Annotated in this window: 20 protein-coding genes and 1 tRNA gene; 15 read left to right on the top strand and 6 right to left on the bottom strand. The window is 73.4% G+C overall.

The window, feature by feature from the left end:
• Nucleotides 1-18: 18 nt before the first annotated feature.
• On the bottom strand, nt 19-543 hold the full coding sequence (locus ACVWWH_RS14140) for a metallopeptidase family protein (RefSeq protein ID WP_066496940.1): 525 nt from the start codon (nt 541-543) through the stop codon (nt 19-21).
• A gap of 120 nt (nt 544-663) precedes the next feature.
• On the opposite strand from ACVWWH_RS14140, the gene ACVWWH_RS14135 reads away from it, so the two are divergent.
• The 5 genes from ACVWWH_RS14135 (at nt 664) to ACVWWH_RS14115 (ending at nt 5615) form a co-directional block, all read left to right on the top strand.
• Nucleotides 664-1104: a DUF3499 domain-containing protein gene (locus ACVWWH_RS14135; RefSeq protein WP_457316994.1), complete on the top strand. Its 441-nt coding sequence runs from the start codon at nt 664-666 to the stop codon at nt 1102-1104.
• Nucleotides 1105-1195: 91 nt separating this feature from the next.
• Nucleotides 1196-1390: a Trm112 family protein gene (locus ACVWWH_RS14130; protein ID WP_066496943.1), complete on the top strand. Its 195-nt coding sequence runs from the start codon at nt 1196-1198 to the stop codon at nt 1388-1390.
• On the top strand, nt 1387-2880 hold the full coding sequence (gene ahcY / locus ACVWWH_RS14125; protein WP_066496944.1) for an adenosylhomocysteinase: 1494 nt from the start codon (nt 1387-1389) through the stop codon (nt 2878-2880). The genes ACVWWH_RS14130 and ahcY overlap by 4 nt, the downstream gene beginning before the upstream one ends.
• A 144-nt stretch (nt 2881-3024) precedes the next feature.
• Nucleotides 3025-4254 (top strand): Ig-like domain-containing protein, encoded by a 1230-nt coding sequence (locus ACVWWH_RS14120; RefSeq protein WP_457316993.1) that lies wholly within the window; start codon nt 3025-3027, stop codon nt 4252-4254.
• 128 nt (nt 4255-4382) lie between these two features.
• On the top strand, nt 4383-5615 hold the full coding sequence (locus ACVWWH_RS14115) for a TIGR01906 family membrane protein (RefSeq protein ID WP_457317033.1): 1233 nt from the start codon (nt 4383-4385) through the stop codon (nt 5613-5615).
• On the opposite strand, the gene ACVWWH_RS14110 is transcribed toward ACVWWH_RS14115, so the two are convergent.
• Nucleotides 5603-7489, bottom strand: a complete 1887-nt coding sequence (locus ACVWWH_RS14110) for an AMP-dependent synthetase/ligase (RefSeq protein WP_457316992.1) — start codon at nt 7487-7489, stop codon at nt 5603-5605. The two genes, ACVWWH_RS14115 and ACVWWH_RS14110, sit on opposite strands and share 13 nt — an antisense overlap.
• A gap of 118 nt (nt 7490-7607) precedes the next feature.
• Nucleotides 7608-9260, bottom strand: a complete 1653-nt coding sequence (locus tag ACVWWH_RS14105; protein ID WP_457316991.1) for a dolichyl-phosphate-mannose--protein mannosyltransferase — start codon at nt 9258-9260, stop codon at nt 7608-7610.
• Between the two features lie 129 nt (nt 9261-9389).
• On the opposite strand from ACVWWH_RS14105, the gene rsmI reads away from it, so the two are divergent.
• On the top strand, nt 9390-10259 hold the full coding sequence (gene rsmI / locus ACVWWH_RS14100; RefSeq protein ID WP_457317032.1) for a 16S rRNA (cytidine(1402)-2'-O)-methyltransferase: 870 nt from the start codon (nt 9390-9392) through the stop codon (nt 10257-10259).
• Nucleotides 10260-10425: 166 nt separating this feature from the next.
• Nucleotides 10426-11919: an NAD-dependent succinate-semialdehyde dehydrogenase gene (locus tag ACVWWH_RS14095; protein WP_066496951.1), complete on the top strand. Its 1494-nt coding sequence runs from the start codon at nt 10426-10428 to the stop codon at nt 11917-11919.
• A gap of 98 nt (nt 11920-12017) precedes the next feature.
• Here the strand turns inward: ACVWWH_RS14095 and ACVWWH_RS14090 are convergent, their stop codons facing one another.
• Genes ACVWWH_RS14090 through ACVWWH_RS14080 form a run of 3 tightly spaced genes read right to left on the bottom strand, consistent with a single transcriptional unit; the run spans nt 12018 to nt 16787 of the window.
• A complete protein-coding gene (locus ACVWWH_RS14090) occupies nt 12018-14363 on the bottom strand; it encodes a transglutaminase TgpA family protein (RefSeq protein ID WP_457316990.1) in 2346 nt (781 codons plus the stop codon).
• Entirely contained in the window at nt 14360-15718 is a 1359-nt protein-coding gene (locus ACVWWH_RS14085; RefSeq protein ID WP_457316989.1) for a DUF58 domain-containing protein, read from the bottom strand. The genes ACVWWH_RS14090 and ACVWWH_RS14085 overlap by 4 nt, the downstream gene beginning before the upstream one ends.
• A 10-nt stretch (nt 15719-15728) precedes the next feature.
• Complete coding sequence (locus ACVWWH_RS14080; RefSeq protein ID WP_066496955.1) at nt 15729-16787, bottom strand: AAA family ATPase; 1059 nt, start codon at nt 16785-16787, stop codon at nt 15729-15731.
• Between the two features lie 179 nt (nt 16788-16966).
• On the opposite strand from ACVWWH_RS14080, the gene ACVWWH_RS14075 reads away from it, so the two are divergent.
• The 8 genes from ACVWWH_RS14075 to ACVWWH_RS14040 all read left to right on the top strand — a co-directional run bounded on the left by ACVWWH_RS14075 (nt 16967) and on the right by ACVWWH_RS14040 (nt 24453).
• The gene (locus ACVWWH_RS14075; RefSeq protein ID WP_457316988.1) at nt 16967-17914 is read left to right on the top strand and encodes a TatD family hydrolase; all 948 of its coding nucleotides are present in this window, start codon (nt 16967-16969) and stop codon (nt 17912-17914) included.
• A gap of 231 nt (nt 17915-18145) precedes the next feature.
• Complete coding sequence (locus ACVWWH_RS14070; protein WP_457316987.1) at nt 18146-19309, top strand: ubiquitin-like domain-containing protein; 1164 nt, start codon at nt 18146-18148, stop codon at nt 19307-19309.
• A 209-nt stretch (nt 19310-19518) separates the two neighbouring features.
• A complete protein-coding gene (gene rsmA, locus ACVWWH_RS14065; RefSeq protein WP_457316986.1) occupies nt 19519-20427 on the top strand; it encodes a 16S rRNA (adenine(1518)-N(6)/adenine(1519)-N(6))-dimethyltransferase RsmA in 909 nt (302 codons plus the stop codon).
• A 10-nt stretch (nt 20428-20437) separates the two neighbouring features.
• On the top strand, nt 20438-21406 hold the full coding sequence (locus ACVWWH_RS14060; protein WP_066496960.1) for a 4-(cytidine 5'-diphospho)-2-C-methyl-D-erythritol kinase: 969 nt from the start codon (nt 20438-20440) through the stop codon (nt 21404-21406).
• 29 nt (nt 21407-21435) lie between these two features.
• Nucleotides 21436-23241, top strand: coding sequence for an ABC-F family ATP-binding cassette domain-containing protein (locus tag ACVWWH_RS14055; RefSeq protein WP_457316985.1), 1806 nt, complete (start codon nt 21436-21438; stop codon nt 23239-23241).
• Nucleotides 23242-23355: 114 nt separating this feature from the next.
• Complete coding sequence (locus tag ACVWWH_RS14050) at nt 23356-23559, top strand: hypothetical protein (protein ID WP_066496963.1); 204 nt, start codon at nt 23356-23358, stop codon at nt 23557-23559.
• 74 nt (nt 23560-23633) lie between these two features.
• Nucleotides 23634-24293, top strand: a complete 660-nt coding sequence (locus tag ACVWWH_RS14045; protein WP_457316984.1) for a DedA family protein — start codon at nt 23634-23636, stop codon at nt 24291-24293.
• Nucleotides 24294-24381: 88 nt separating this feature from the next.
• A tRNA-Gln gene (locus ACVWWH_RS14040) sits at nt 24382-24453 on the top strand.
• Nucleotides 24454-24531: the final 78 nt, after the last annotated feature.

Below are 24531 nucleotides of genomic sequence, written 5' to 3'. Positions count from 1 at the left end.
GAACCGGGGCCCGGGCCCTCAGTAGCCGCGGTAGTAGGGGTCGAGGGTCTCGGGGGCGACGCCGAGCATGAGGGCGGTGTACTCCACCACGATGTCGTGCACGAGGTCCTGCAGCTCTGCCGGGGAGGAGGCGCCGGTCTCCACGACGCGGCGGTAGACCGTGATGCGGGGTGCGCGGCCCGGCGCGCCGGGGGTGTACTGCCCCTGCGGGGGGCGGCCCCCGTCCCGGAGCAGCTGCTCGAGCCCGGGCGGGATCTCCTCGACGGCATACTCGACGCCGTCCAGCTTCGAGGAGTTGAGTTCCTGGAGGCGGTCCGCGGCATCGAAGACCCAGTCCTCGAAGCGCTCCGCGCGGGTTCGGCTCGCAGGGAGCACGGACGGCAGGATCTCGCCGCGCAGGCCGCGCCCATGGCGGTTCCTCCGACGCTGGCGGAAGCCGCGCCGTCGTTCCGCCGAGGGCTCTCCCTCCGGCGGCACTGGCCGGATGCTGAGGGTGGGCCCGCCCGGGTCCGACGGGCCCCCGGAGAACGAACGATCCTGCATACATCGACTCTAGTCGCCCCGTTCGCGCCATGGCGAGTCGTCGGCGGCCACGCGGCGCGGGGCCCGGCATGCGGGGTCAATCCCCGGGTCGCGGCGGTCCCGGGAGTAGGGTTCTGTGCCGTGGGTCCACTACGCCATTGTTCTCGATCTGCCTGCCGCCAGGCGGCGGTGGCAACGCTCACGTACGTGTACGCCGATTCCACCGCGGTCCTCGGCCCGCTCGCCACCTTCGCCGAGCCGCACAGCTACGACCTCTGCGCGACCCACGCCGAACGGCTCACCGTTCCCCGGGGATGGGACGTGCTCCGTCTGGCCCTGCCGGCCGCGCCGCCCCGCAGCCCCGATGACATCCTCGCCCTCGCCGACGCGGTCCGGGAGGGGGAGGCCCCAGGCGACGACGGGAACGATTCCTCCTCCGGCCGGGCGGGCGCACACCGGGCGGACTCCGAGCACGCCGGGGACCGGGGAGCCGGGGACCGGCCGTCCCGCGCGCCCCTCGACGTCCCGCCGGGGGCGGACATCCCGCGGCGGCACCTGAGGCTCCTGCGCGAGCCGTACTGACGCGAGCCGCACCGCCGCGGGCCCTACTGACGTGCGCCGCACCGCCGCGGTCCGCCGCAGTCACGCTGCCGGACTCGGTAGGCTAGAGGGCATGCCGAAACTCAGCCCCTCGCTGCTGGACATCCTCCGGTGCCCCGTGACGGGTTCCGCACTCGTCCAGGACGGCGACAGCCTCGTGGCCGCCGCGCCGGGCCCCGACGGGACGACGCCGCGCTACGCGATCGAGGACGGCATCCCCGTCCTCCTCGCGCCCACCACCACCTCCGCGAACCAGGAGCACGCATGACCCCCGACTTCAAGGTGAAGGACCTGTCCCTCCACGAGGCAGGACGCCACCAGATCCGCCTCGCCGAGCACGAGATGCCCGGCCTGATGGCGCTGCGGGAGGAGTTCGGCGAGTCGCAGCCGCTCAAGGGGGCGCGCATCGCCGGGTCGCTGCACATGACGGTCCAGACCGCCGTCCTCATCGAGACCCTCGTGGCGCTGGGCGCCGAGGTCCGCTGGGCCTCCTGCAACATCTTCTCGACCCAGGACGAGGCGGCGGCCGCCGTCGTCGTCGGCCCCGGGACCCCGGAGGACCCGCAGGGCGTGTCGGTGTTCGCCTGGAAGGGCGAGTCGCTCGAGGAGTACTGGTGGACCGCAGAGCAGATCCTCACCTGGCCCGGCGCGGACGCGAACCCCGAACTCGGCCCGAACCTGATCCTCGACGACGGCGGTGACGCGACGCTGCTCGTCCACAAGGGCGTCGAGTTCGAGGCAGCCGGGGCAGTGCCCGAGGCGACGGAGGAGGACCCCGAGGAGTACCGCATCATCCTCGAGGTGCTGCGCGCCGGTCAGGCCCGCGACCCCCAGAAGTGGACCCGGATCGCGGCCGGCATCAAGGGCGTGAGCGAGGAGACCACCACCGGCGTCCACCGGCTCTACCAGCTGGCCGAGCAGGGTGCCCTGCTCTTCCCTGCGATCAACGTCAACGACGCGGTGACGAAGAGCAAGTTCGACAACCGGTACGGCATCCGGCACTCCCTCCCCGACGGCCTCAACCGCGCTACCGACGTGCTGATCGGCGGCAAGGTCGCCGTGGTCTGCGGGTACGGCGACGTGGGCAAGGGGGCCGCGGAGGCCCTCCGCGGCCAGGGCGCGCGCGTGATCGTGACCGAGATCGACCCGATCTGCGCGCTGCAGGCGGCGATGGACGGCTACCAGGTGGCCAGGCTCGAGTCGGTCCTGGACCAGGGAGACATCTTCATCACGACCACCGGCGGCAAGGACATCATCCTCGCCGAGCACATGGAGGCGATGAAGGACAAGGCCATCGTGGGCAACGTGGGCCACTTCGACAACGAGATCGACATGGCCGGCCTCGCCCGGATCCCGGGGATCCGCAAGGTCGAGATCAAGCCGCAGGTGCACGAGTGGGTGTTCCCCGCCTCGAGCGGCCTCAACGGCGCCACGGCGGAACACTCGGTGATCGTGCTCTCCGAGGGGCGCCTGCTCAACCTCGGCAATGCCACGGGCCACCCATCCTTCGTGATGAGCAACTCGTTCGCCAACCAGACGATCGCCCAGATCGAGCTCTGGACGAAGCGCGATCAGGGCGACGGCCAGCGTGAGTACGAGAACCGGGTCTACGTCCTGCCCAAGGTCCTCGATGAGAAGGTCGCGCGGCTCCACCTCGCGGCGCTGGGTGTCGAGCTCACCGAGCTGACCAAGGAGCAGGCCGAATACCTCGGCCTCGATGTCGCCGGCCCGTACAAGGCGGACCACTACCGCTACTGACGCCCCGCGCGCCGGTGCCCGTCCCGGGCTGTGCCGGCCGCCCCGATCGTGTCCCGACCGTAGCCGGGGTGTGACCGGGGCGGCCGTCTGCTGCCGGTAGGCTTGGCCGAGGGGATGTACGGCAGAAAGTGGGGGACCCCAACCATGTCTGAGCGGAAGCGGCTTGCCAGGGGCGCGAAGATCGCGATTCTGGCGGCCGTCCTCGTGTTGGCGGGGATCGGCGGTGTCTTCGCCGCGGTCGGCCCGCTCCAGGCGGCTCCCATCACGTCCGAGCAGGCCTCGCCCGTGCGGAGCCAGCCCGGCTCCGCCTTCCCGGTGGTGAAGCAGGCGACGGCTGCGACGGTGCCCGCGCAGGGCGCCAAGGAGGTCAACCCCGCGGCGCCCGTGACGGTGACCGTGGCCAACGGCACCCTGGACAACGTCAGCCTCCGCTCTGCCTCCGGAGACGACGTCGACGGCGCCCTGAGCTCCTCGCGGGCAGGCTGGACCTCGAAGGGCCAGCTCGCCTTCGACACCACCTACACGCTCAGCTACACCACGATCGACGCCGCGGGGCGCACCGAGTCGGCGACGACGACGTTCGCCACCGTTGCCACCAAGAACGAGGCCGACGCCGCGATGTACCCCCTCGACGGGATGAGCGTCGGGGTCGCCCAGCCGATCCAGCTGACCTTCAGCGAGCCGGTGAAGAACAAGAAGGCCGTCGAGAAGGCCATCACGATCACCTCGACCTCCGGCCAGCCCGGCGCCTTCCACTGGTACAGCGACACCATGGTCCGCTACCGCCCCGAGACGTTCTGGGCGGCCCACAGCACCATCACCATCAAGATGGACCTCTTCGGCGTGGACCTCGGCAACGGCCAGATCGGCAACTTCTCCAAGACGAACACGGTCCACATCGGCGACAAGCGCACGGCCGTCGCCGATGCGACGGCCCACACGTTCACGGCCTACATCAACGACAAGCCCGTGCACACGTGGCCGGCCACGCTCGGCGACACCCGCTTCCCGTCCGCCCGCGGCTACCTCGTGCTCATGGAGAAGCAGCGCAAGGCGCACTTCGTTGCCGCCTCGATCGGGCTCAAGCCCGGCGACCCGGCCAACTACGGCGAGCTCGATGTCGAGTACGCGACGCGGCTGACCCCGAGCGGTGAGTTCATCCACCAGGCGACCGACACCGCCCTGCCGTACCTCGGCCAGATCAATGTCTCGCACGGGTGCATCGGCCTGGGCCCCGACGGCGCCTCCTGGGTCTTCAACAACATGACCACGGGTGATGTCGTGCAGATCATCAACACCCAGGGCGACTACGCGAACTTCGACGACGGCTTCGGGGACTGGAACATCCCCTGGGCCCAGTACGCGAACAGCTGAGACGCCCCGCGGCGATAACGCTTCGGCCACACGTGGGTGCCGCTACGGGGGAGCGGCCGCACACACCGGTACGGTGGAGTGAGAACCATGCAGACTCCAGGCCCGCGGGCCTCTACTGGACGGTGACAGTGTTGACCGACAAGAGTTCCGGATCCGAGCCGGGGGCCGACTTCGACGAGTCCGGCGACAGCGACGAGCCGGCCTTCGGCTGGATGAGGCCCGCCGGCGCGGGGCGCCGCACATCAGAGCCAGCCACCGGGCAGCACGCTGCCGCACCGGAGGCCAGCCCCGCCGCCAGCGAGCCCCAGGCCGCTGCGGCGGCGGGACCCGAGGCTGCCCCTGCTGCGTCCGGAGCGACCCAGGCGGACACCGTCGCGGTCCCCGCGCAGAGCCGCGCAGAAGCGAAGCGGTCCCGCGAGCGGGCCTCCGGCGACGAGGCCTCCCGTGACGCGCCCTCCCGCGACCGCGGGGCCAGCGGCGAGGGCACCGGCGCGCGCGGGGCCTCCGTGCACCGCGAGCCGTCCCCGACGAGCGCGATCAACGTGCGCCCACCCGAGGACGAGGTCCAGCGGCGGCGGAACGAGCGGGATGCGGCCGCGCGGTCCAGGCCCGTCGGCCGGCGCATCGTGCAGGTGCTCATGGCGATCTTCCTCCCCTTCCTGCTGCTCATCGCAGCGGTGCGCGTCGTGGCCACGCCCCTGTTCCTGTGGATCGAGTACTACCGTCCCGGGTTCCCGGGTGACGGCTACGGCTTCACGACGGATGACCGGCTCACCTACGGCTCCTACGCGGTCGACTACCTCGCGAACCTCGCGGGCCCCCGGTACCTCGGCGACCTCGTGCTGCCCTCGGGCGACCACCTCTTCACCGCCGGTGAGGTGAGCCATATGGCGGACGTCAAGACCGTGGTCCTCTCCGCCTACGGCGCCGGGATCGTGCTGCTGCTGTTCTTCGTCTTCGCCGCCATCGGGCTCCGGAAGACGAAGGGCGCGTTCGGGCGCGGACTCTTCGCGGGCTCGTTCGTGACCATGGCGATCATCATCGCCCTCGCCGTGCTCGCGGCGCTCGGGTGGGAGACGTTCTTCACCGACTTCCACCGGATCTTCTTCGCCAACGGCACCTGGACCTTCAGGCTCGAGGACTCGCTCATCCGGCTCTTCCCCGGCCAGTTCTGGGTGGACTCTGCGCTCGTCGTCGGCGTCCTGGTGCTGCTCGCGGCGAGCCTGCTGCTGATCTTCTGCTGGCCGACGCCCAAGCGGCGGGCGGCCCGCGGTGCGGCGGGGGAGCCGGAGGCCGGGCAGGCCTCCGGCGCCCACACCGACACCCACACCGACGCGGACGCCGAGGTTCAGGCGGAGTAGAGGTCCTCGAGCTCCTGCGGGAACGACTCGACGAGGCGCTGCCGCCGGAGCTTGAGGGACGGGGTCAGGTCTCCGTCCTCGAGCGTGAGCTCCCTCGGCAGGACCACGAAGCGGCGGATCGACTCCGCGCGGGACACGGCCGCGTTCGCCGCGTCGACCGCCTGCTGGAGCTCCGCCAGGACCTCCGGATCGGCCGCCGCTTCGGCGATGCTCAGCGTGCGCCCCCGGCGGCGTGCCCAGGAACCCAGCTGGTCGCCGTCGAGCGCCAGGAGGGCGGCCACGAAGGGGCGGCCTTCGCCCACCACGACCGCGTGGGCGACGAGCTCGGACTCGCGCAGCGCCTCCTCGAGCGGGCCGGGGGCCACGTTCTTCCCGCCGGCCGTCACGAGCACGTCCTTGAGCCGTCCGGTGATGGTGAGGAAGCCCTCGGCATCGAGGGAGCCGAGGTCGCCGGTGGCGAAGAACCCGTCCTCCCGGAAGGCCGACGCCGCGCCCTCGCCGCCGGGGGCAGCGGCACCGCCCCCGCGGTAGCCGCGGATGACGCCGATGCCCTTCACGAGCACCTCGCCGGTGGGGTCGATGCGCACGGTGGTGCCGGGGACGGGGCGCCCCACGGTGCCGATCCGCGTCGCCTGCGGCGTGTTCACGGTGCAGGGCGCGGTCGTCTCGGTGAGGCCGTAGCCCTCGAGGACCGTCAGGCCCGCGCCGCGGAAGAAGTGCGCGAGGGCCGGGCTCAGGGCGCTCCCGCCGGAGACGATCGTGGAGACCCTGCCCCCGAAGGCGGCTCGGAGCCGGCCGTAGACGAGCCGGTCGAACACGGCGTGCCGCAGCCGCAGGCGCCGCCCGGGGCCCTCGCCGCGCCCGGCGGCCTCCTCGTCGAGCGCGCGGGAGAACTCGCGCGCCGTCGCCGCGGCGCGCTCGAACACGGAGCCCCGTACTCCCTCGGCGCGTTCCTCGGCGGCGGCATAGACCTTCTCGAACACGCGAGGCACGGCGAGGAGGAACGTGGGCCGGAACGTCGCGAGGTCGTCGAGCAGGGTCGACTGGCGCGAGTGCCCCACCACGACGCCGGCCGCCACGCAGGTGATCTGGACGGCGCGGGCCAGGACATGGGCCAGCGGCAGGAACATGAGCGTCCGCGCTCCCGGGCCGACGACCTCGGGCAGGTGGGCCTGGAGGTTGACCGCGAGCAGGGCGAGGTTGCGGTGGGTGATCTCGCAGCCCTTCGGGCGCCCCGTCGTGCCGGACGTGTACACGAGGGTCGCGAGCGAGTCGAGGTCCGCGGCGGTGCGGTGGCGCTCGAGCTCCTGAGCCGGGACACCCAGCCCCGGGCCGGCCAGGCTCGTGAGGTTCGAGCCGCCGCCGCCGTCCTCGGTCATGAGCGTGATGGGCAGCCACGCGTTGCCGAGCTCGGGGGAGGAGCTGATGGCCTCCTGGACGGCCAGGGCGAGGTGGCTGTTCTCGACGAACACGCGGCGTACGCCCGAGTCGGCGAGGATGTAGGCGATCTGCGAGGGCGAAGACGTCTCGTAGACCGGCACGGGCACGCCGCCGGCGTACCAGATGGCGAAGTCGACGAGCGCCCAGCCGTAGCTCGACGCCGAGACGACGGCCACGCGGTCCCCGACGTCCAGCCCACTGGCGATCAGGCCCCGGGCGAGGGCGACCACGTCCGCATGGAACTCCGCGGCGCTGACCGGCTCCCAGCCGGCCTCGGTGCGCCGCGAGAACAGCTCGGCGCCCGGGGTGGCCGCCACCCGGTCCTCGAGGAGCGAGGTGACGTTCGCCTCGGGCGGCAGGCTCGCCAGCAGCGGCGTCGACGCCTCCGCCCGCGCCTCGTGCGCTCCTGCTCCGGCTTCCGCTCCGCCTGCCACGTGCCCGTCCTCTCCGCGCTCGCGCTCGTCTCCTGGTGCCCCCCGTGCCGCGCTCAATGCCTACGCCCATCCTGCCATCCCGGGGCGGCTCCAGGCCGGGGCGACGCGGGCCGCGCCGCTACGTCCAGCTCGGCATCCACAGCCGCAGCCGCCACTCGATGTAGGGGATGGGCTCGGCCGTCCAGAGGGGCATGAGGTAGGCCGACACGGCGAGGGCGGCGAGGACGAACACGCCGACCGCGAGGAACCCGGCCTGCCGCCGCGCGGGGGGGTCCGTGGGACGGCCGAGCACGAGCCCGAGGGCCATGGCCAGGGCCAGGACGAGGAACGGCTCGAACGAGACCGCGTAGAAGGCGAACATGGTCCGGTCCGGGTACATGAACCACGGCAGGTACCCGGCGGCGACGCCGGCGAGGATCGCGCCGGCGCGCCAGTCGCGCCGGCCCGCCCAGAGCAGCACGAGGACGCCGAGCGCCACCGTCCCGCCCCACCAGATCAGCGGGTTGCCCACGGACAGCACGGCCGAGGAGCAGTGGCTGGCCCCGCACGTGCCCGCAGGCTCCGTGTAGTAGAAGGACACCGGCCGGCCCTGCAGGAGCCAGCTCCACGGGCTCGATGCGTACGGGTGCGGCGTGGACAGGCCTGTGTGGAAGGCGTACGCCTCCTGGTGGTAGTGCCACAGCGAGCGCAGCGGGGCCGGCACCCACCCCCAGGCCGGGTCCGGGTTCGCCTCGGCCCAGTGCCGGTAGAAGCCGTTGTCCGAGAGGAACCAGCCCGTCCACGAGGCGAGGTAGACGCCCGCAGCGGTGACGAGGATGCTCGCCGCCGCGAGCGGGGCGTCGCGCAGGGCGGCGCCGGGCAGCCAGGCTCTGATGCCGGCCTCGCGGCGCGCGGACGCGTCCCACAGGACGGTCATGATGCCGAAGACCGCGATGAACGCGAGGGCGGACCACTTCACGCCCACGGCGAGGCCGAGGCAGACCCCTGCGGCGATCCGCCACCACCGTACGCCGAGCCACGGGCCCGTCACGAGCGCCGTCGGCCGTATCCGCCCGTCCGGCCCGGCGAGGGCACCGAGGCGCGCGGCGAGGCGCCGCCTGCCGTCGTCCCGGTCGAGGAGGAGGGCGCAGAACGCGGCGAGGAGCCAGAAGGAGAGGAAGATGTCCAGGATCCCGGTGCGGGAGAGGACCAGATGGTGGCCGTCGATCGCGAGCAGCAGGCCCGCCGCCGCGGCGAGCGTGTGCGAGCGGAACAGCCGGCGGGCCGCCCACGCCGTCATCATCACGGACAGCGTCCCCACGAGCGCCGCGGAGAAGCGCCAGCCGAAGGAGCTGCCCGGGCCGAAGAGCGCCATCCCGGCCGCGATCATCCACTTGCCCACGGGCGGGTGCACCACGTACTCGGGGGAGGAGAGCAGTCCGGACATGTCGCCGTTGACGAAGAGGTCGTTGGCGTTCTGGGTCCAGCTCCGCTCCACGCCCGCGACGAGGTACGAGTACGCGTCCTTGACGTAGTAGGTCTCGTCGAAGATCAGGGAGTGCGGCCGGTCGAGCTGCCAGAAGCGCAGGAGCCCGGCGACCAGGCCCACGGCCACGGGCACGAGCCAGGCGAGCCGACGGTCCCACACCCCGGCCGCGGTCCAGGAGCCCACGAGGCGCTCCCGCAGGGCCGCGGCCGGACCGCGCGAGGCGTCCTGCGCGGGATCGACAGTCCGGGGGCGCGGGGAGTTCCAGCTGCGCACGGGCGGGCGGGTGGGGGTCTGGGTGGCCATCCCGGCCCATGCTACCGGGGCGGAGGGGCCCGGGGCGGGCTCGCTGCGCTGGCGTAGGCTGGGCGCGTGCAGCCTCGCGAGACCCCCCAGGAATCCAGCAGCCTCCCGGACGCGGAACCAGGGGAGGATCTGGCGGACGACGGCGGCGCCCACCCCGTGCGGCCGGCCGGCGGGGCCGTGGTGCTCGCCGCCACGCCGATCGGCAATCTGGGCGACGCGAGCCGGCGGCTCGTGGAGCTGCTCGGCGAGGCCGACGTCATCGCCGCCGAGGACACGCGGCGCCTCCAGCGGCTCGTGCGCGGGCTCGGCGTGCACCCGAGGGGCCGCGTGGTGAGCTACCACGAGCACAACGAGGCCGCCAAGACGCCCGAGCTGCTCGACGCCGTGGCAGCCGGCGGCACGGTACTCCTGGTCACCGATGCCGGCATGCCCGCCGTGTCCGATCCCGGCTACCGGCTCGTCGAGGCCGCCGTTGCCCAGGGCCTCACCGTCACTGCAGTCCCCGGTCCTTCGGCGGTGCTCACGGCACTGGCCCTGTCCGGGCTGCCCACGGACCGCTTCTGCTTCGAGGGCTTCCTGCCGCGCAAGGCCGGCGAGCGGGCGTCCCGGCTCGCCGAGCTGCGCGCCGAGGCCCGCACCATGGTCTTCTTCGAGGCGCCCCACCGGCTCGCCCCGATGCTGCGTGCGCTCGCCGAGGCGTTCGGCGCCGAGCGCCGCATCGCGGTCTGCCGCGAGCTCACCAAGACCTACGAGGAGGTCCTGCGGGGCACCGCGGGCGAGCTCTCCGCCTGGGCGGAGGAGGGCGAGGTCCGCGGGGAGATCGCGGTGGTGGCCGAGGGCGCGCCCCCCGCCGCCCCCGCCCGCCCCGAGGACCTCGTGGGCGCCGTGCAGGCGCTCGTGGCCAGCGGGGCACGGCTCAAGGACGCCGTAGCGGTCGTCGCGGGGGAAGCAGGGGCGAGCAAGCGGGAGCTCTACGCCGCCGTCGTGGCCGCCAAGTAGGAGCCACACCAAAAACCGCGGAATTCCGCGGAAGTCGATTGTGCATCTGCACAGGTGAAGTCCGTCACCATCGTCCTCGGATGCATGGACACCTGCGGGCACGGAGGCCTAGCGTGGAAGGAGTCCACCCACGCCCGATGTCGAGCGTGCCCACGAAGGAGTCGACGTGCCCGAGAACACCGCTGTCACCCCCGAGCGCGAGCAGGAACTGCTCGCGAAAGTCCCCACCGGCCTGCTGGTCAACGGCGAGTGGCGCGACGCCGCCGGCGGGAAGAAGTTCGCGGTCGAGGATCCCGCGACGGGCAGGACCCTGCTGGAGATCGCGGACGGCACGAGCGAGGACGCGGTCGCGGCCCTCGACGCCGCCGACGCCGTCCAGGCGTCCTGGGCCCGCACGGCGCCGCGGGAGCGCGCCGAGATCCTGCGCCGCGCGTTCGAGCTCGTGACCGAGCGCGCCGAGGACTTCGCCCTCCTCATGACGCTCGAGATGGGCAAGCCGCTCGCGGAGTCCCGCGGCGAGGTCACCTACGGCGCCGAGTTCCTGCGCTGGTTCTCCGAGGAGGCCGTGCGCGACTACGGCCGCTACCTCACCAGCCCCGAGGGCAAGAACAAGATCCTGGTCCAGCGCAAGCCGGTGGGCCCGTGCCTGCTCATCACCCCCTGGAACTTCCCGCTGGCGATGGCGACCCGCAAGATCGCCCCCGCGGTCGCCGCGGGCTGCACGATGGTGGTCAAGCCGGCGAAGTTCACCCCGCTCACCACGCAGCTGTTCGCTGCGGTCATGCAGGAGGCCGGCCTGCCGGCCGGCGTGCTCAACGTCGTCTCCTCCTCCTCCGCCTCGAGCATCTCCGGCCCGCTCATGAAGGACTCGCGCCTGCGGAAGGTCTCCTTCACGGGCTCGACGCCGGTGGGCCGCCGCCTGCTCGCGGATGCCTCCGAGAACGTGCTGCGCACCTCCATGGAGCTCGGCGGCAACGCGCCGTTCATCGTCTTCGAGGACGCCGACCTGGACAAGGCCGTGGCGGGTGCCATGGCCGCCAAGATGCGGAACATGGGCGAGGCCTGCACGGCCGCGAACCGCTTCCTGGTGCAGGAGTCCGTGGCCGAGGAGTTCACGGCCAAGTTCGCCGCGGCGATGGCCGAGCTCACCCCGGGCCGCGGGACCGAGCCGTCCACGACCGTGGGCCCCCTCATCGACGGCGGTGCCCGCAAGGACGTCCACGCCCTCGTGACCGAGGCGGTCGAGTCCGGCGCGCGGGTCGCCACCGGCGGCGCACCGCTCGAGGGCGACGGCTACTTCTACGCCCCGACCGTCCTCGCCGACGTCCCGAACGACGCCGAGATCCTCCGCAACGAGATCTTCGGCCCGGTTGCCCCGGTCACGACGTTCAAGACCGAGGAGGACGCGATCCGCCTCGCCAACGCGACCGAGTACGGCCTGGCCTCCTACCTGTTCACCCAGGACTACGCGCGCATGTTCCGGGTGGCCGAGCAGATCGAGTACGGCATGGTCGGCTTCAACGCCGGCGTCATCTCCAACGCGGCCGCGCCCTTCGGCGGCGTGAAGCAGTCCGGCCTGGGCCGCGAGGGCGGCGCGGAGGGCATCGCGGAGTACACGACGACGCAGTACATCGGCATCGCGGATCCCTACGCGGGCTGACAAGCCCGCAGGCGACGACAGCGGACGGAGAAACGAGCACCGCATCGCCGATCCCTACGCGGGCTGACAGTCCCCGCGCCTGTGGTGGGGCGGGGGAGTCAGTCCTTCGGCCGCCGCACGCGGTGCAGCACCCGCCTCAGGGCGGCGCGCATCCTGGCCCCCGCAGCCTCGGCTGCGGGGGCCGTCCGCGTCCGGGCGCGCGCGAGCCACGCGAAGGACGAGGGCGGCAGCGCGGCGATCCGCGCCCGCCGGACCGGGTGCTGCGTGCGGCGCCCGGCCTCGTGCACCACCGCGACGGCATGCCGCGCGGCCTCCTCGTCGGCCTCGTACCCGGGGCGCCCGAATTCGTGCCGCTCGTACGCGGTGGTGAGGGTGTCGAGCGCGCGGTGCAGGCCGCCGTCGTCCGCGTCCCACGCGCTGAGCCGCCGCGCGTACGAGCGCGGCGTGTCGGCGGGGCCGGGGGGCAGCCCGTGGTCGACCCCGACGGCCTCGAGCTCCTCCCAGATCCCCCGGAGTCCGCGCCGGAGCCGCCGTCGCCGCTGCGCGGCGCGGAGGGCGGCGGGAAGGGCGACGACGACGGCGAGGGCGAGGAGCCCGAGCGCCACGAGGACGGCGGGAATCCACGGGGCGGCCTCCCGCGCGCCGGACGGGGCCGGAGCAGGGGCGCTGGGTGCGGGGGTCGCGCCCCCCTTGTTCGGGGCCGCCCGCAGGCCGTCGTTGAGGTTGTCCAGGTTGCTGCTGCCGCCCGGGCCCGCGGTGTCGGTGAAGGCGTAGGTGGGCAGCACCCCGCGCGTGGGCGTCGGCTCGAACGGCACCCAGCCGAGCCCCTGGAAGTACAGCTCGGGCCAGGCGTGGGCATCCTTCCCGTCGACCTGGAACTCGGGCAGGGACTTCGAGGCCGGGACCGCGACGGTCTGGCCGGTGGGGTGCCCCGGTGCGAAGCCCACCGCGATCCGGCTGGGGATGCCGACCACCCTCGCCATGACGGCCATCGCCGCGGCGAAGTGGATGCAGTAGCCGGACTTCTTCGTCAGGAAGGTGCTCAGGACGTCCATGCCGGTGCCGTCGTAGCCGTCCTCGACCGGAGTCTTCTCCGAGTACTGGAACGTGCGCAGCCACGCCTGGATCTTCAGGGCGCGGGCGTAGGGGGTGGCGGCGCCCTGGGTGACCTGTTCGGCCGCGGTGCGGACGTTCGCCGGGACGCCCTTGGGGACCTGGGCGGCGACGAGATCGATGCCGCGGGGGGCCGTGACCGCGGCGGAGAGCGCCTGGGGCGTGAGCTGCGGCATCGTGGAGTGCACCACGTAGAGCTGGTTCTGACTGGAGGCGGGGGCTCCCTTGATGCTCAGGTCGGCCGGATCCCAGCCGAAGTCGCCCCGCACCCCGTCGAGCGACTGGGGCGCGTAGGGGGCGGGCAGGTACGGGCTCGTGAAGCCGCCCGTGGTCACCACGGTGGTCGTCGCCGTGGTCGGGCCGGTGGCTGCCGCGGAGTTCACGATCTGCGTGATGGGCCGCTGGAGCTGGTCGTCATGGTTCTCGGGGCCCCACGCAGCCCCGTTGAAGTCCTCGACCGTGACGGTGCGCAGGTAGACGGGGGCCGTCGAGTCGGTGGCGTAGGTGAGGACGCCGACGGCGTTCGAGCTCCTCAGGTCGTTGCCGAGGCTGATGAGCGGGTTGAGGCCCACGTTCTGGCCCAGGCTCTGCAGCCGGGAGCCCTCCGGGAAGGTGCCGGCGTCGAACCCGGGGATGACCTGGGGGAGGACGAGGGCGCCGGCGACCACGGTCGCCACGAGCACGGCGAAGCGCCCGGGCGAGAGCGCGGCGGCGAGGCGCTCGGCGGCGCTCCCCGAGGCGTAGGCGGAGCCCGCCGTGGCGAGGAGCCCGAGGTAGCCGGCAGCGGCCGCGGCGAAGCCGGTCGCGCCCACGCTCTCGGGCTTGAGCACGGCGGGGACGACGAGGACCGCGAGGACGGCGACGCCCGAGACCGCCGGCATGCGGCACGAGAGGGCGATGGTCTCGGTGACGAGCGCGATGAGGCCGATCGCCCCGGCCGTCAGGGCCACGATGCCGACGTTCGGTGCGGCCGGGACCGCGTCGTAGGCCACCGTGTGCCAGGCCTGGTCCAGCGCTTCCCGCGCGGCTCCGAGGGTGCCGGCCGTCGGGATCAGGCCGAGCAGGCTCGAGCTCCGGAAGAACATCGAGTCCATCCCGGCCGTCCACGCGGCCAGCCCGGCGAGGCCTACCGCGACGGGGTGCCAGCGGAACGCCCGGGCAAGCAGGGTGCCGGCCACCGTGGCGATGAGCACCACGAGGACCGGGTACAGCCAGGACCACCCGCGCAGTACCCCGCCGTAGGCGAGGGACCCCCCGCCGACGGCGAGGACCAGGAAGAGCTCGGCGGCGATGTGGCGCCACTGCGGGCGCCGGAGCGAGGGAATCTTCACGTGGAGCTCCTCTCCCCGCCGGCCGTGCCCGGGCGGCGCTCCCCGCGGTCCAGGGGCGCATCCTCGGCGGTCAGCGCGGCCCACACCCGCGGCAGCGAGGCGCGGGGCGTGGCCTCCGCGGCCCTCCAGCCGGCGTCCCGCAGGGCGTCCACCGCGCCGCGCGAGGAGCCGGCCCTGGGGACGACGACCACGGCGAGCGCGCGTTCGGCGAACCCGGATGCCGAGGCCAGCTCGCGCGCCTGCTCCGTCGTGGTCCGGCCGAGGACGGCGACAATCGGCCCGCGGTGGCGGTGGCCCTCGAGCCTGTCGAGGAGCCGGTCGCTGAAGCCGGCGGGCCCGGCGGCCTGCTCCGCCGGGCCGATGGCGGCCAGGCCCTCGGCGATGAGGGCGAGGCCGTCGCGGCCCGTGTACTCGGCGGTGTCCGGTTCCGGCGCGGAGGAGGAGCGGGCGAGGGCGAGGCCCCCGCCGGGCTCGAGCAGCCGCAGTGAGTAGCCGAGCTCGCTCAGGTGGGCTGCGACGGAGACGACGGCGGTGACCGCCCATTCGAACGCCGGCGACTCGCGGTCCTCGGAGTCCTCCTGGCCCGCGTCGGGGAAGGCGGAGCCCCGCAGGTCCATCACGATCGTGGCCTCGGGCGAGACAGCCGACTCCTCCTGGCGCACCATGAGCTCGCCGTGCCGGGCGGTGGCCGCCCAGTGGACGCGGCGCATGGGGTCGCCGTGGCGGTACTCGCGCGTCATGACGTCGTCCTCGCTCGGCACCGACTGGATCCTGGCCGCGATGATGCCCTCTGCCCCCCGCAGCCCGGCCAGCGCGGCGGCCGGAAGCGCGACCGGCGCGGGGGTCACGGTGAGCCTCGTGCTGGCGCCGATCCGGCTGCGCCGCTCGGCCAGGCCGAACGGGTCCGAGTGCCGGGCCTCGACGGGGCCGATCCAGTAGAGGCCGCGGCGGGGGCAGCCGAGCTCGTACCGGTAGTTGCTCGCCCCGTCCCGTCCGATCGATGCGCCGGGGTAGACGAAGGTGGGACCCGTGCCGAGCGAGGCGGGCAGCTGCTCGGTCATGGCCATGCGCCCCGAGAGCAGGCCGCTGTGGCGCAGGCTCAGCGCGACCTCCGTGCTCTGCCCGGCCTCGACGACCTCCGGGCGCGGCCGGCGCAGGACCGTCACCGACGGCCGGACCAGAAGGCTGGCCACGAGGGCTCCTGCGGGGACGAGCGCGAGGAACACGGCAAGGTGCAGGAGGTCCCGCCGCCCCATGACCTGGGCGGCCATGAGCGCCACCGCGGCGGCGGCCACGAAGCCCCAGCCCCGCGGCGTGAGGGCGCCCCGCCAGTCCGTCCGGGGCAGCCGCTCCATGCCGGACCGCCTATCCGTGGCGCCGGGCGCCGGACTGCCCGGTGATGGGGATGGGCACCGAGTCCACCACGGCCCGGAGGACGGCAGCCGCCGTGAGCCCGCTGCCCGAGGCCCGGCGGTCGAGGACGAGGCGATGGGTGAGGACCTCCGGCGCCATCGCGGCGACGTCGTCGGGCAGCACGAAGTCGCGCCCGGCGAGGGCGGCGCGGGCCTTCGCCGCGCGGAGGAGCTGCAGGACGGCCCGCGGGCTCGCGCCGAGGCGGATCCGCTCGCTCGCGCGCGTCGCCCGCCCCAGCTCCACGGTGTAGTCGCGCACGGGCGCGGAGACGAAGACGTCCTTGACGGTGGCGATCATGGCTCGGATCTCGGCCGCGTCCACCACGGGCTCGACCCGCAGCAGGGGGGACTCCGACTGGTGGCTCTCGAGCATCTCCGCCTCGGCGGCGGCGTCCGGGTAGCCCATCGAGATGCGCGCCATGAAGCGGTCCCGCTGCGCCTCGGGGAGGGGATAGGTGCCCTCCATCTCGATCGGGTTCTGGGTCGCGACGACCATGAACGGCTCACTGAGGACGTAGGAGGTCCCGTCCACGGTCACCTGATGCTCTTCCATGCACTCGAGCAGCGCGGACTGGGTCTTCGCCGAGGCCCGGTTGATCTCGTCGCCGATCACGATGTTCGCGAACACGGCGCCCGGCCTGAACTCGAACTGCCGGGTGGCCTGGTTGTAGATGGAGACCCCGGTGACATCGCTCGGGAGGAGGTCCGGGGTGAACTGGATGCGGCTGACCGAGCAGTCGATGGACCGGGCAAGGGTCTTGGCCAGCATCGTCTTGCCGACCCCGGGGACGTCCTCGACGAGCAGGTGGCCCTGGGCCAGGAGGACGGTGAGGGCCAGGCGTGCGGCCTCCGCCTGGCCGTCGACCACCTGGCCGATGGAGGCGAGGATCCGCTCGCACGCGGCCTTGAAGCGCCCCGCCTCCATGGGCTCGGGCGACTCGGCGTGGTGGAGCGGACGCAGGGCGCTCACGGAGCCCCCTGCCTGATCGACGCCGCCCTGATGACCGTCCATGTGCGCCCTCCCGGCCGGCCGCCGCCTGCGTGCGGCCCTGATGCTGTGGCGTGCGCCACACCTAGCTCCACGTTACCCGCAGCCACCGCATCGCGCTCGGCCCGGGTACCGCCGCACGGCAGCCCTGCCGGGCCCCGATGCGGGCGGGCGCAGCCGGTCCGCGAACTACAGTGGAGGCCATGTGCTCAGCCCATCCGCCCGCCGCCTACCGCCCCACCGACACCGCCGGCACGGCGGAGGAGGCAACCTCGCCGGCCGGCCGCCGCGCCGCCGCGGACGAGTCGGGCCGCTCGCGCCGCCTCGAGTACCCGCCGGCGCCCGAGCCCCTGCCGGTGCCCGTGGTGGACAACCACACCCACCTGAACTTCAGGGACGGCCTCGTGGAAGTCGACGTCAGTGACGCCCTCGACGCCGCGGCCGCCGTGGGCGTGGACCGCGCCGTCCAGGTGGGCTGCGACCTGCCCTCCTCCCGCTTCACGGTGCAGGCGCTCGACGCCGACGCCCGGCTGCTCGGCGCCGTCGCCCTCCACCCCAACGACGCCCCCCGCTACGCCGCGCGGGGCGAGCTCGAGGCGGCCTACGCCGAGATCGAGCAGCTCGCCGCCCACCCGCGCGTGCGGGCCATCGGGGAGACCGGGCTGGACTACTTCCGCTCGAAGGGCGATGCCCTGGCCGTCCAGCACGAGTCGTTCCGCTGGCACATCGACCTCGCAAAGCGCCTCGGCAAGACCCTGCAGATCCACGATCGCGACGCCCACGAGGACGTGGTGCGCCTCCTCGGCGAGGAGGGCGCCCCGGAGACGGTCGTGTTCCACTGCTTCTCCGGGGACGAGGACCTCGCCCGCACCTGCAACGAGCACGGCTGGTTCATGTCCTTCGCCGGGACGCTGACCTTCAAGAACGCCGAGAACCTGCGCCGGGCCCTCGCGATCGCCGAGCCGGAGAGGATCCTCGTGGAGACCGACTCGCCGTACCTCACGCCGCACCCGTACCGCGGCCGGCCCAATGCGAGCTACATGGTCCCGTACACGGTGCGCTCCATGGCCGAGGTCCTCGGAGCAGACCTCGCCGAGCTCTGCTCGCGGCTCTCCGCCAACACCGAGCGGGCCTACGGCTCCTGGGCCTGACCCCACGCGGCGCCACGGGGTGGCCCGTAGCCATTCCGTGATCTGACTGGCCTCTCTGTAACGTTTCGGTTACTGTGATCCCCAACAGCCGGGGTCGCCGCAGACGCCGGGCACTTGCCCCCTCGGGGTGAGGCAGGAGCAGTGCCGCGGGCGCGCCGTCGTCCATCTCCCGGTCCTCCCTGCCCCGTGCCCGGGGCCGCCGTGCCCGGATGGACCGACGATTGGACCCCTGTGAGCAACCACGGCCGCCGCGCAGCACGACCGGTCCGTCCCCGCCGTTCTCCCGTCCGTGCCGCGGGCCAGGCCGCCGTGGTGGCCGCGCTCGCGCTCGGGACCACGGCCTTCGTGGTCAACGGCAAGACCGTGACCCTGTCCGTCGACGGGCAGGCCAGCACCGTCACGACCTTCGCCTCCACGGTGGACGAGGTGGTCCGCAGCGCGTCCGTGCAGCTCGGCTCTGCGGACCGCGTCTCGCCCGCCCTCGGCGCGACGGTCACCGACGGATCCGTGGTCACCGTCAGCCGCGCCAAGCGCGTCACGGTCGACCTCGACGGGGCCCGGCGCACGGTGGACACGACCGCCCCCGACGTCGCCGCGCTCGTGAGCCAGCTCGGGATCGCCCCGACCTCGCTCGTCTCGCTCGACCGCTCCACCCGCCTCGAGGCGGCGCCGGCCCCGATCCGGATCAGCACGCCGAAGGACGTCACCGTGATCGTCGACGGCACCCCCGTGACGCGCACGACGACGGCCGCCACCGTCGCGGACCTCCTCACGGAGCTGGGCATCACCCCAGGGCCGGCCGACCGCATCTCCGCTCCCCGCAACGCGCCCATCGTGGCGGACATGGCGCTCAAGGTCACCCGGGTCGACACCTCCGCCGCGAGCACGGTCACCGAGACGCTCCCGTACAGCACCGAGAAGACCGAGAGCGCCGACCTCACCGAGGGCGAGACGAAGGTCGTGCAGCAGGGCGTGGACGGAACGGTCGAGAAGCACTACAGCAGCGTCACCGTCGACGGCCGCGTGGCCCAGCGCACGCTCGTGTCCCAGAACGTGACCCGGGCCGCGGTCACCGAGAAGATCCTCGTGGGCACGAAGCCCAAGGCGGCCAGCACCGGCCAGAACACCGGCGCCGCCGCGCCCGCCGTCATGAACGCCGCCATGTGGGACAAGATCGCCCAGTGCGAGTCCAGCGGCAACTGGGCCGCGAACACCGGCAACGGGTACTACGGCGGCCTCCAGTTCGACATCTCCTCCTGGCTCGCCAACGGCGGCGGCCAGTACGCCCCCAACGCCGCCCTCGCCACCCGCGAGCAGCAGATCGCCGTCGCCAACACGTATTACGCCAAGGCCGGCCTCTCCCCGTGGGGCTGCGCGGGCGCGGCGGGCGGCTGAGAGGCCGGGACAAGGCCGGCCTCTCCCCGTGGGGCTGCGCGGGCGCGGCGGGCGGCTGAGAGGCCGGGACAAGGCCGGCCCCTTCCCGTGGGGCTGCGCGGGCGCGGCGGGCGGCTGAGAGGCCGGGACAAGGCCGGCCCCTCCCCGTGGGGCTGCGCGGGCGCGGCGGGCGGCTGAGGCGCACCCTCCGCCCCCGGTAGGATGCTCGGGTGACTGACGCCCCCGGCTCCCGCCCGCTCCTCGGAGCCGCCGACATCCGTGCCCTCGCGGCCGAGCTGGGGATCCGGCCCACCAAGACGCTCGGCCAGAACTTCGTGATCGACGGCAACACGATCCGCCGCATCGTCACGGCGGCCCGCGTCGACCCGTCCGAGACGGTCCTCGAGGTGGGGCCCGGCCTCGGCTCGCTCACCCTCGGCCTGCTCGACGCGGCGGCGAACGTCGTCGCGGTCGAGATCGACCCCGTCCTCGCCGCGAAGCTCCCCGCCACGGTCGAGCGCTGGCGGCCCGACGCCGTCGGGCGCTTCGCGCTCGTGCTCTCCGATGCCCTGAAGACCACCGAGCTCCCGCCGGGGCCGTTCGCCCAGCCCAGCGCGATCGTGGCGAACCTGCCCTACAACGTCGCCGTGCCCGTGGTCCTGCACCTCCTGGAGCACTTCCCGTCGCTGCGCCACGGCCTCGTCATGGTCCAGGACGAGGTGGCCGACCGCCTCGCGGCCGAGCCCGGCTCCAAGGTCTACGGCGTCCCCAGCGTCAAGGCCGCGTGGTACGGGACCATGCGCAAGGCCGGTGTGATCGGCATGAATGTCTTCTGGCCCGCGCCCAAGATCCACTCCGGCCTCGTGGCCTTCACCCGCACCCAGCCGCCGGTCACCTCTGCGAGCCGCCGCGAGGTCTTCGCCGTGATCGACGCCGCCTTCGCCCAGCGCCGCAAGACCCTGCGGGCGGCGCTGGCCGGCTGGGCGGGCTCGGGTGCCGAGGCGGAGCGGGCACTGCGGGCGGCGGGCGTGGACCCGCAGGCCCGCGGCGAGGTCCTCGGCATCGCCGACTTCGCCCGCATCGCCGAGCAGCACCGTCCGGCGGACGCGGGTGCGCCCGCGGCCGACGCCGTCCGATAGCGTGGGGGGCATGCGCACCAGCCCCTCCGGACCCGACCCCCGCCCGAGGTCCGTGAAGGTCCGCGCCCCGGGCAAGGTCAACGTCTCCCTGCGGGTCGGCCCCCGCCGCCCGGACGGCTACCACTCAGTGGCCAGCATCTACCTCGCCGTCTCGCTGTTCGAGGAGGTCACCGCCACGACCTCGCCCGAGCCCGGGGTGACGGTGAGCCTGAGCCCCGAGAGCACCCTGGACCTCGACGAGCTGGACATCCCCCTCGACGAGCGCAACCTCGCCGTGCGGGCCGCGCGGCTCATGGCCGAGATGACCGAGAACCCCACCGGCGTGCACCTGACCATCACCAAGCGCGTGCCCGTGGCCGGCGGCATGGGCGGGGGATCGGCCGATGCCGCCGCGGCCCTCCTCGCGTGCGACGCCCTCTGGGGCTCGGGCCTGTCCAAGGAGGAGCTCGCCCACGTCGCCGCCGAGCTCGGCGCGGACGTGCCCTTCGCCCTGCTGGGAGGCGCCGCCGTGGGCCTCGGGGTGGGGGACCAGCTCTCCCCGGCGCTCGCCACCACGCGGTTCGACTGGGTCCTCGTCCCGGCCCCGTTCGGCCTGAGCACGCCGGCGGTGTTCTCCGAGCTGGACCGCCTCCGCGATGCCGAGGGCCTCACCGTCCCCGAGCCCACCCACGTCGAGCCCGCTGTCCTCGCCGCCCTGCGGGCCGGAGACGCCGGCGGCCTCTCCCACCTGCTGGTCAACGACCTGCAGCGCGCCGCCGTGGGCCTCGCCCCCCAGCTGCGCGACACGCTCGGGTGGGCCGACTCGCACGGCGCGCTCGCCTCGATCGTCTCGGGCTCCGGGCCCACCGTCGCCCTCCTCGCCGCCGACGCCGCGGCCGCCGCCGACCTCGCCGAGGAGCTCGCCCACCAGGGGATCGAGGCGCTCGCCGTCCACGGGCCCGTGCCCGGGGCCCGGATCGTCAGCGATACCCTTCTGTAGTCCCCTTCACCCGACTGGCAAGGATTCCTGTGGCACACCTCCTCGGCGGCGAGAGCCTGGCCATCTCCTTCGGCACGCGCACCGTGCTCGACGGCGTCACGGTGGGCCTCAACGAGGGCGACCGGATCGGGATCGTGGGCCGCAACGGAGACGGCAAGTCCACCCTCATGCGCCTCCTCGCCCAGCGGCTGGCGCCCGACGGCGGCCGCGTCACCTGGCGCCGCGGCGTCGACGTCGGCTACCTCGACCAGGGTGACTTGCTCGACGGCGACCTCACCGTGGGCGCCGCGATCGTGGGGGACCGCGCCGACTACGAGTGGGCCTCCAACCCCACGATCCGCGACATCATGGGCGGCCTCGTGGCCGACGTCGACTGGCACGCGCAGGTGCGCTCCCTCTCGGGCGGCCAGAAGCGCCGCGTGGCCCTCGCGAAGCTCCTCATCGAGCCGCACGACGTCATCATGCTCGACGAGCCCACCAACCACCTCGACGTCGAGGGGGTCGCGTGGCTCGCCCGGCACCTCAAGACGCGGTGGCGGCCCACGGAGGGCGCCTTCCTCGTGGTCACCCACGACCGCTGGTTCCTCGACGAGGTGTGCACCGACACCTGGGAGGTCCACGACGGCATCGTGGAACCGTTCGAGGGCGGCTACGCCGCCTACGTGCTGGCCCGGGCCGAGCGGGACCGGATGGCCGCCGTCGTCGAGGGCAAGCGTGCGAACCTCGTGAAGAAGGAGCTCGCGTGGCTGCGCCGCGGCGCGCCCGCCCGCACGTCGAAGCCCAAGTTCCGCATCGACGCCGCCAATGCGCTCATCTCCGACGTCCCCGAGCCGCGGGACACCGTGGCCCTGTCCAAGATGGCTACCGCGCGCCTGGGCAAGGACGTGATCGACCTCGAGGGCGTGACCCTCGCCTACGACGGCGGCGGCGCGGACGCGAAGCCGCTCCTGGACAACATCACGCTGCGCCTGGCACCGGGGGAGAGGGTGGGCCTCGTCGGCGTCAACGGCGCCGGGAAGTCCACGCTCCTGCGGCTGCTCTCGGGGGACATCGCCCCGACCTCGGGGCGGGTCAAGCGCGGCAAGACCGTGGTCCCGGCCGTGCTCAGCCAGGACGTCCGCGAGCTCGACGATGTCGCCGACCTGCGCGTCATCGAGGTCATCCAGCGCGAGAAGCAGACGTTCAGCGTGGGCTCGAAGGAGCTCACGGCCGGCCAGCTCGTCGAGCAGCTCGGCTTCACCAACGAGAAGCAGTGGACCCGCGTCTCCGAGCTCTCCGGTGGCGAGCGGCGCCGGCTCCAGCTCCTGCGCCTCCTCGTGGGCGAACCCAACGTGCTCATGCTCGACGAGCCCACGAACGACCTCGACACCGACACCCTCGCCGCCGTCGAGGACGTCCTCGACGGGTGGCCCGGCACCCTCGTCGTCGTCAGCCACGATCGCTACCTGCTCGAGCGCGTCACCGACCACCAGCTCGCCCTCCTCGGTGACGGGAAGGTGCGCGACCTGCCCGGCGGCGTCGAGCAGTACCTCGCCCTGCGCGAGGAGGCGCTCGCCGCCGCGGAGGCGCTGCCCGGACAGGCCCCCCAGGACGCCCAGCCGGCCCCGGCGGGCCGCTCGGAGGCCGAGAAGCGCGAGGCCCGCAAGGAGCTCGCGCGCATCGAGCGCCAGCTCGGCAAGCTCGCCGCCCAGGAGGAGAAGCTGCACGCCCAGATGGCCGCCTCCGCCGAGGACTTCGTCCGGCTCGGGGACCTCAACGCCGCGCTGAAGGACCTGCAGGGCCAGAAGGACGAGCTCGAGCTCGCGTGGCTCGAGGCCTCCGAGGTCCTCGAGTAGCGCCCGGGCGTCTGACGCGGCGCGTCCAAGCGTTCACCTTCCCGTCACCGCGCCGGCACCCTCCTTCCCTACGCTGGACGCAGCAGGCCACGGCGGCTCGCAGAAGGGAGACGCATGGGCGCTCGGAGCGACGACTTCGCCCTTGTGGTGCCGGGGGATCCGGTCACGGTGGTCGACCCCGGGCGGCTCTCGGTCTCGGGCATCGTCGACGCGGTGTCGCCGGACGGGTCGGTCCTGTGGGTGATCGAGCACGGCGGACAGGGCCGCCACATGGTGCACAGCACGGATGCCGCCCTCGTCCGGCGCCGCGCCGGCTGACCGGCTGACCGTCCACGACGTGCGCTGCGGGCGGGCTCTGGCCGCTCCCAGACTCACCGCCTAGCATCGGCTGGGTGGGTTCCCTCGTCGATGCGATCCTCGCCATGCCGCCGCTCGTGGCGTACCTGGTGGTGTTCGGGCTTGTCTTCGCGGAGGACGCGATCTTCGTCGGATTCGTGGTTCCCGGCGAGACCGCCGCTGTGCTCGGGGGCGTGCTCGCCAATCAGGGCAAGGCAGACATCTGGACCATGGCACCTGTGATCGTGGCGGCCGCGATCCTCGGGGACACGGTCGGGTACGAGGTAGGGCGGCACCTGGGCCAGCGGCTGCTCGGATTCCGCGTCTTCGACAGGCACCGCCGCCGCCTCGAGGACGCGCAGGAGTTCCTGCGCCGCCGCGGCGGGTCGGCCGTGTTCCTCGGCAGGTTCGTCGCGTTCTTCCGTGCGATGATGCCCGCCCTCGCCGGGGCGTCCCGGATGCCGTACCCCCGGTTCCTCGCGTTCAATGCGATGGGCGGCGCCGTGTGGGGCACCGGGTTCGCCGTCCTCGGCTACCTCGCCGGTGCCTCGTACGACGCCGTGGCGAAGACCGCCGGGCGCGACATCGCCGCCGGCGTGCTCGTCGTCGCAGTGATCGCCCTCGTCGTGTGGCGCGTCCGCAAGAGCCGCAGCGAGCAACGCGCGGAGCGGACGCTCAGGAGCCCACGGGACCCGGATCCTTCCGAAGGCCCGTGAGCCCGTTCCTCGTCCCGCGACCGGCCCGGGCGGCCATCCATGGCAGAATTGAGCTTTGTGCCGCGCCCGTCCCGGCGGCAGCGTGCACTCCGCCCTGGTGTAATGGCAGCACGCCGGCCTTTGGAGCCGTGCAGTCTAGGTTCGAATCCTAGGGGCGGAACGCACTGGCCAGCCGACGGCACTGGCTAGAATTGCCGACAGCCCCACTCGCCAGCCGATCGACCAGGAGAGCCAGCGA

The organism is Sinomonas sp. RB5 (assembly GCF_054063535.1).
Note: the sequence above shows the minus strand (reverse complement) of the source record. Positions and strands in the feature narration are given on the sequence as shown.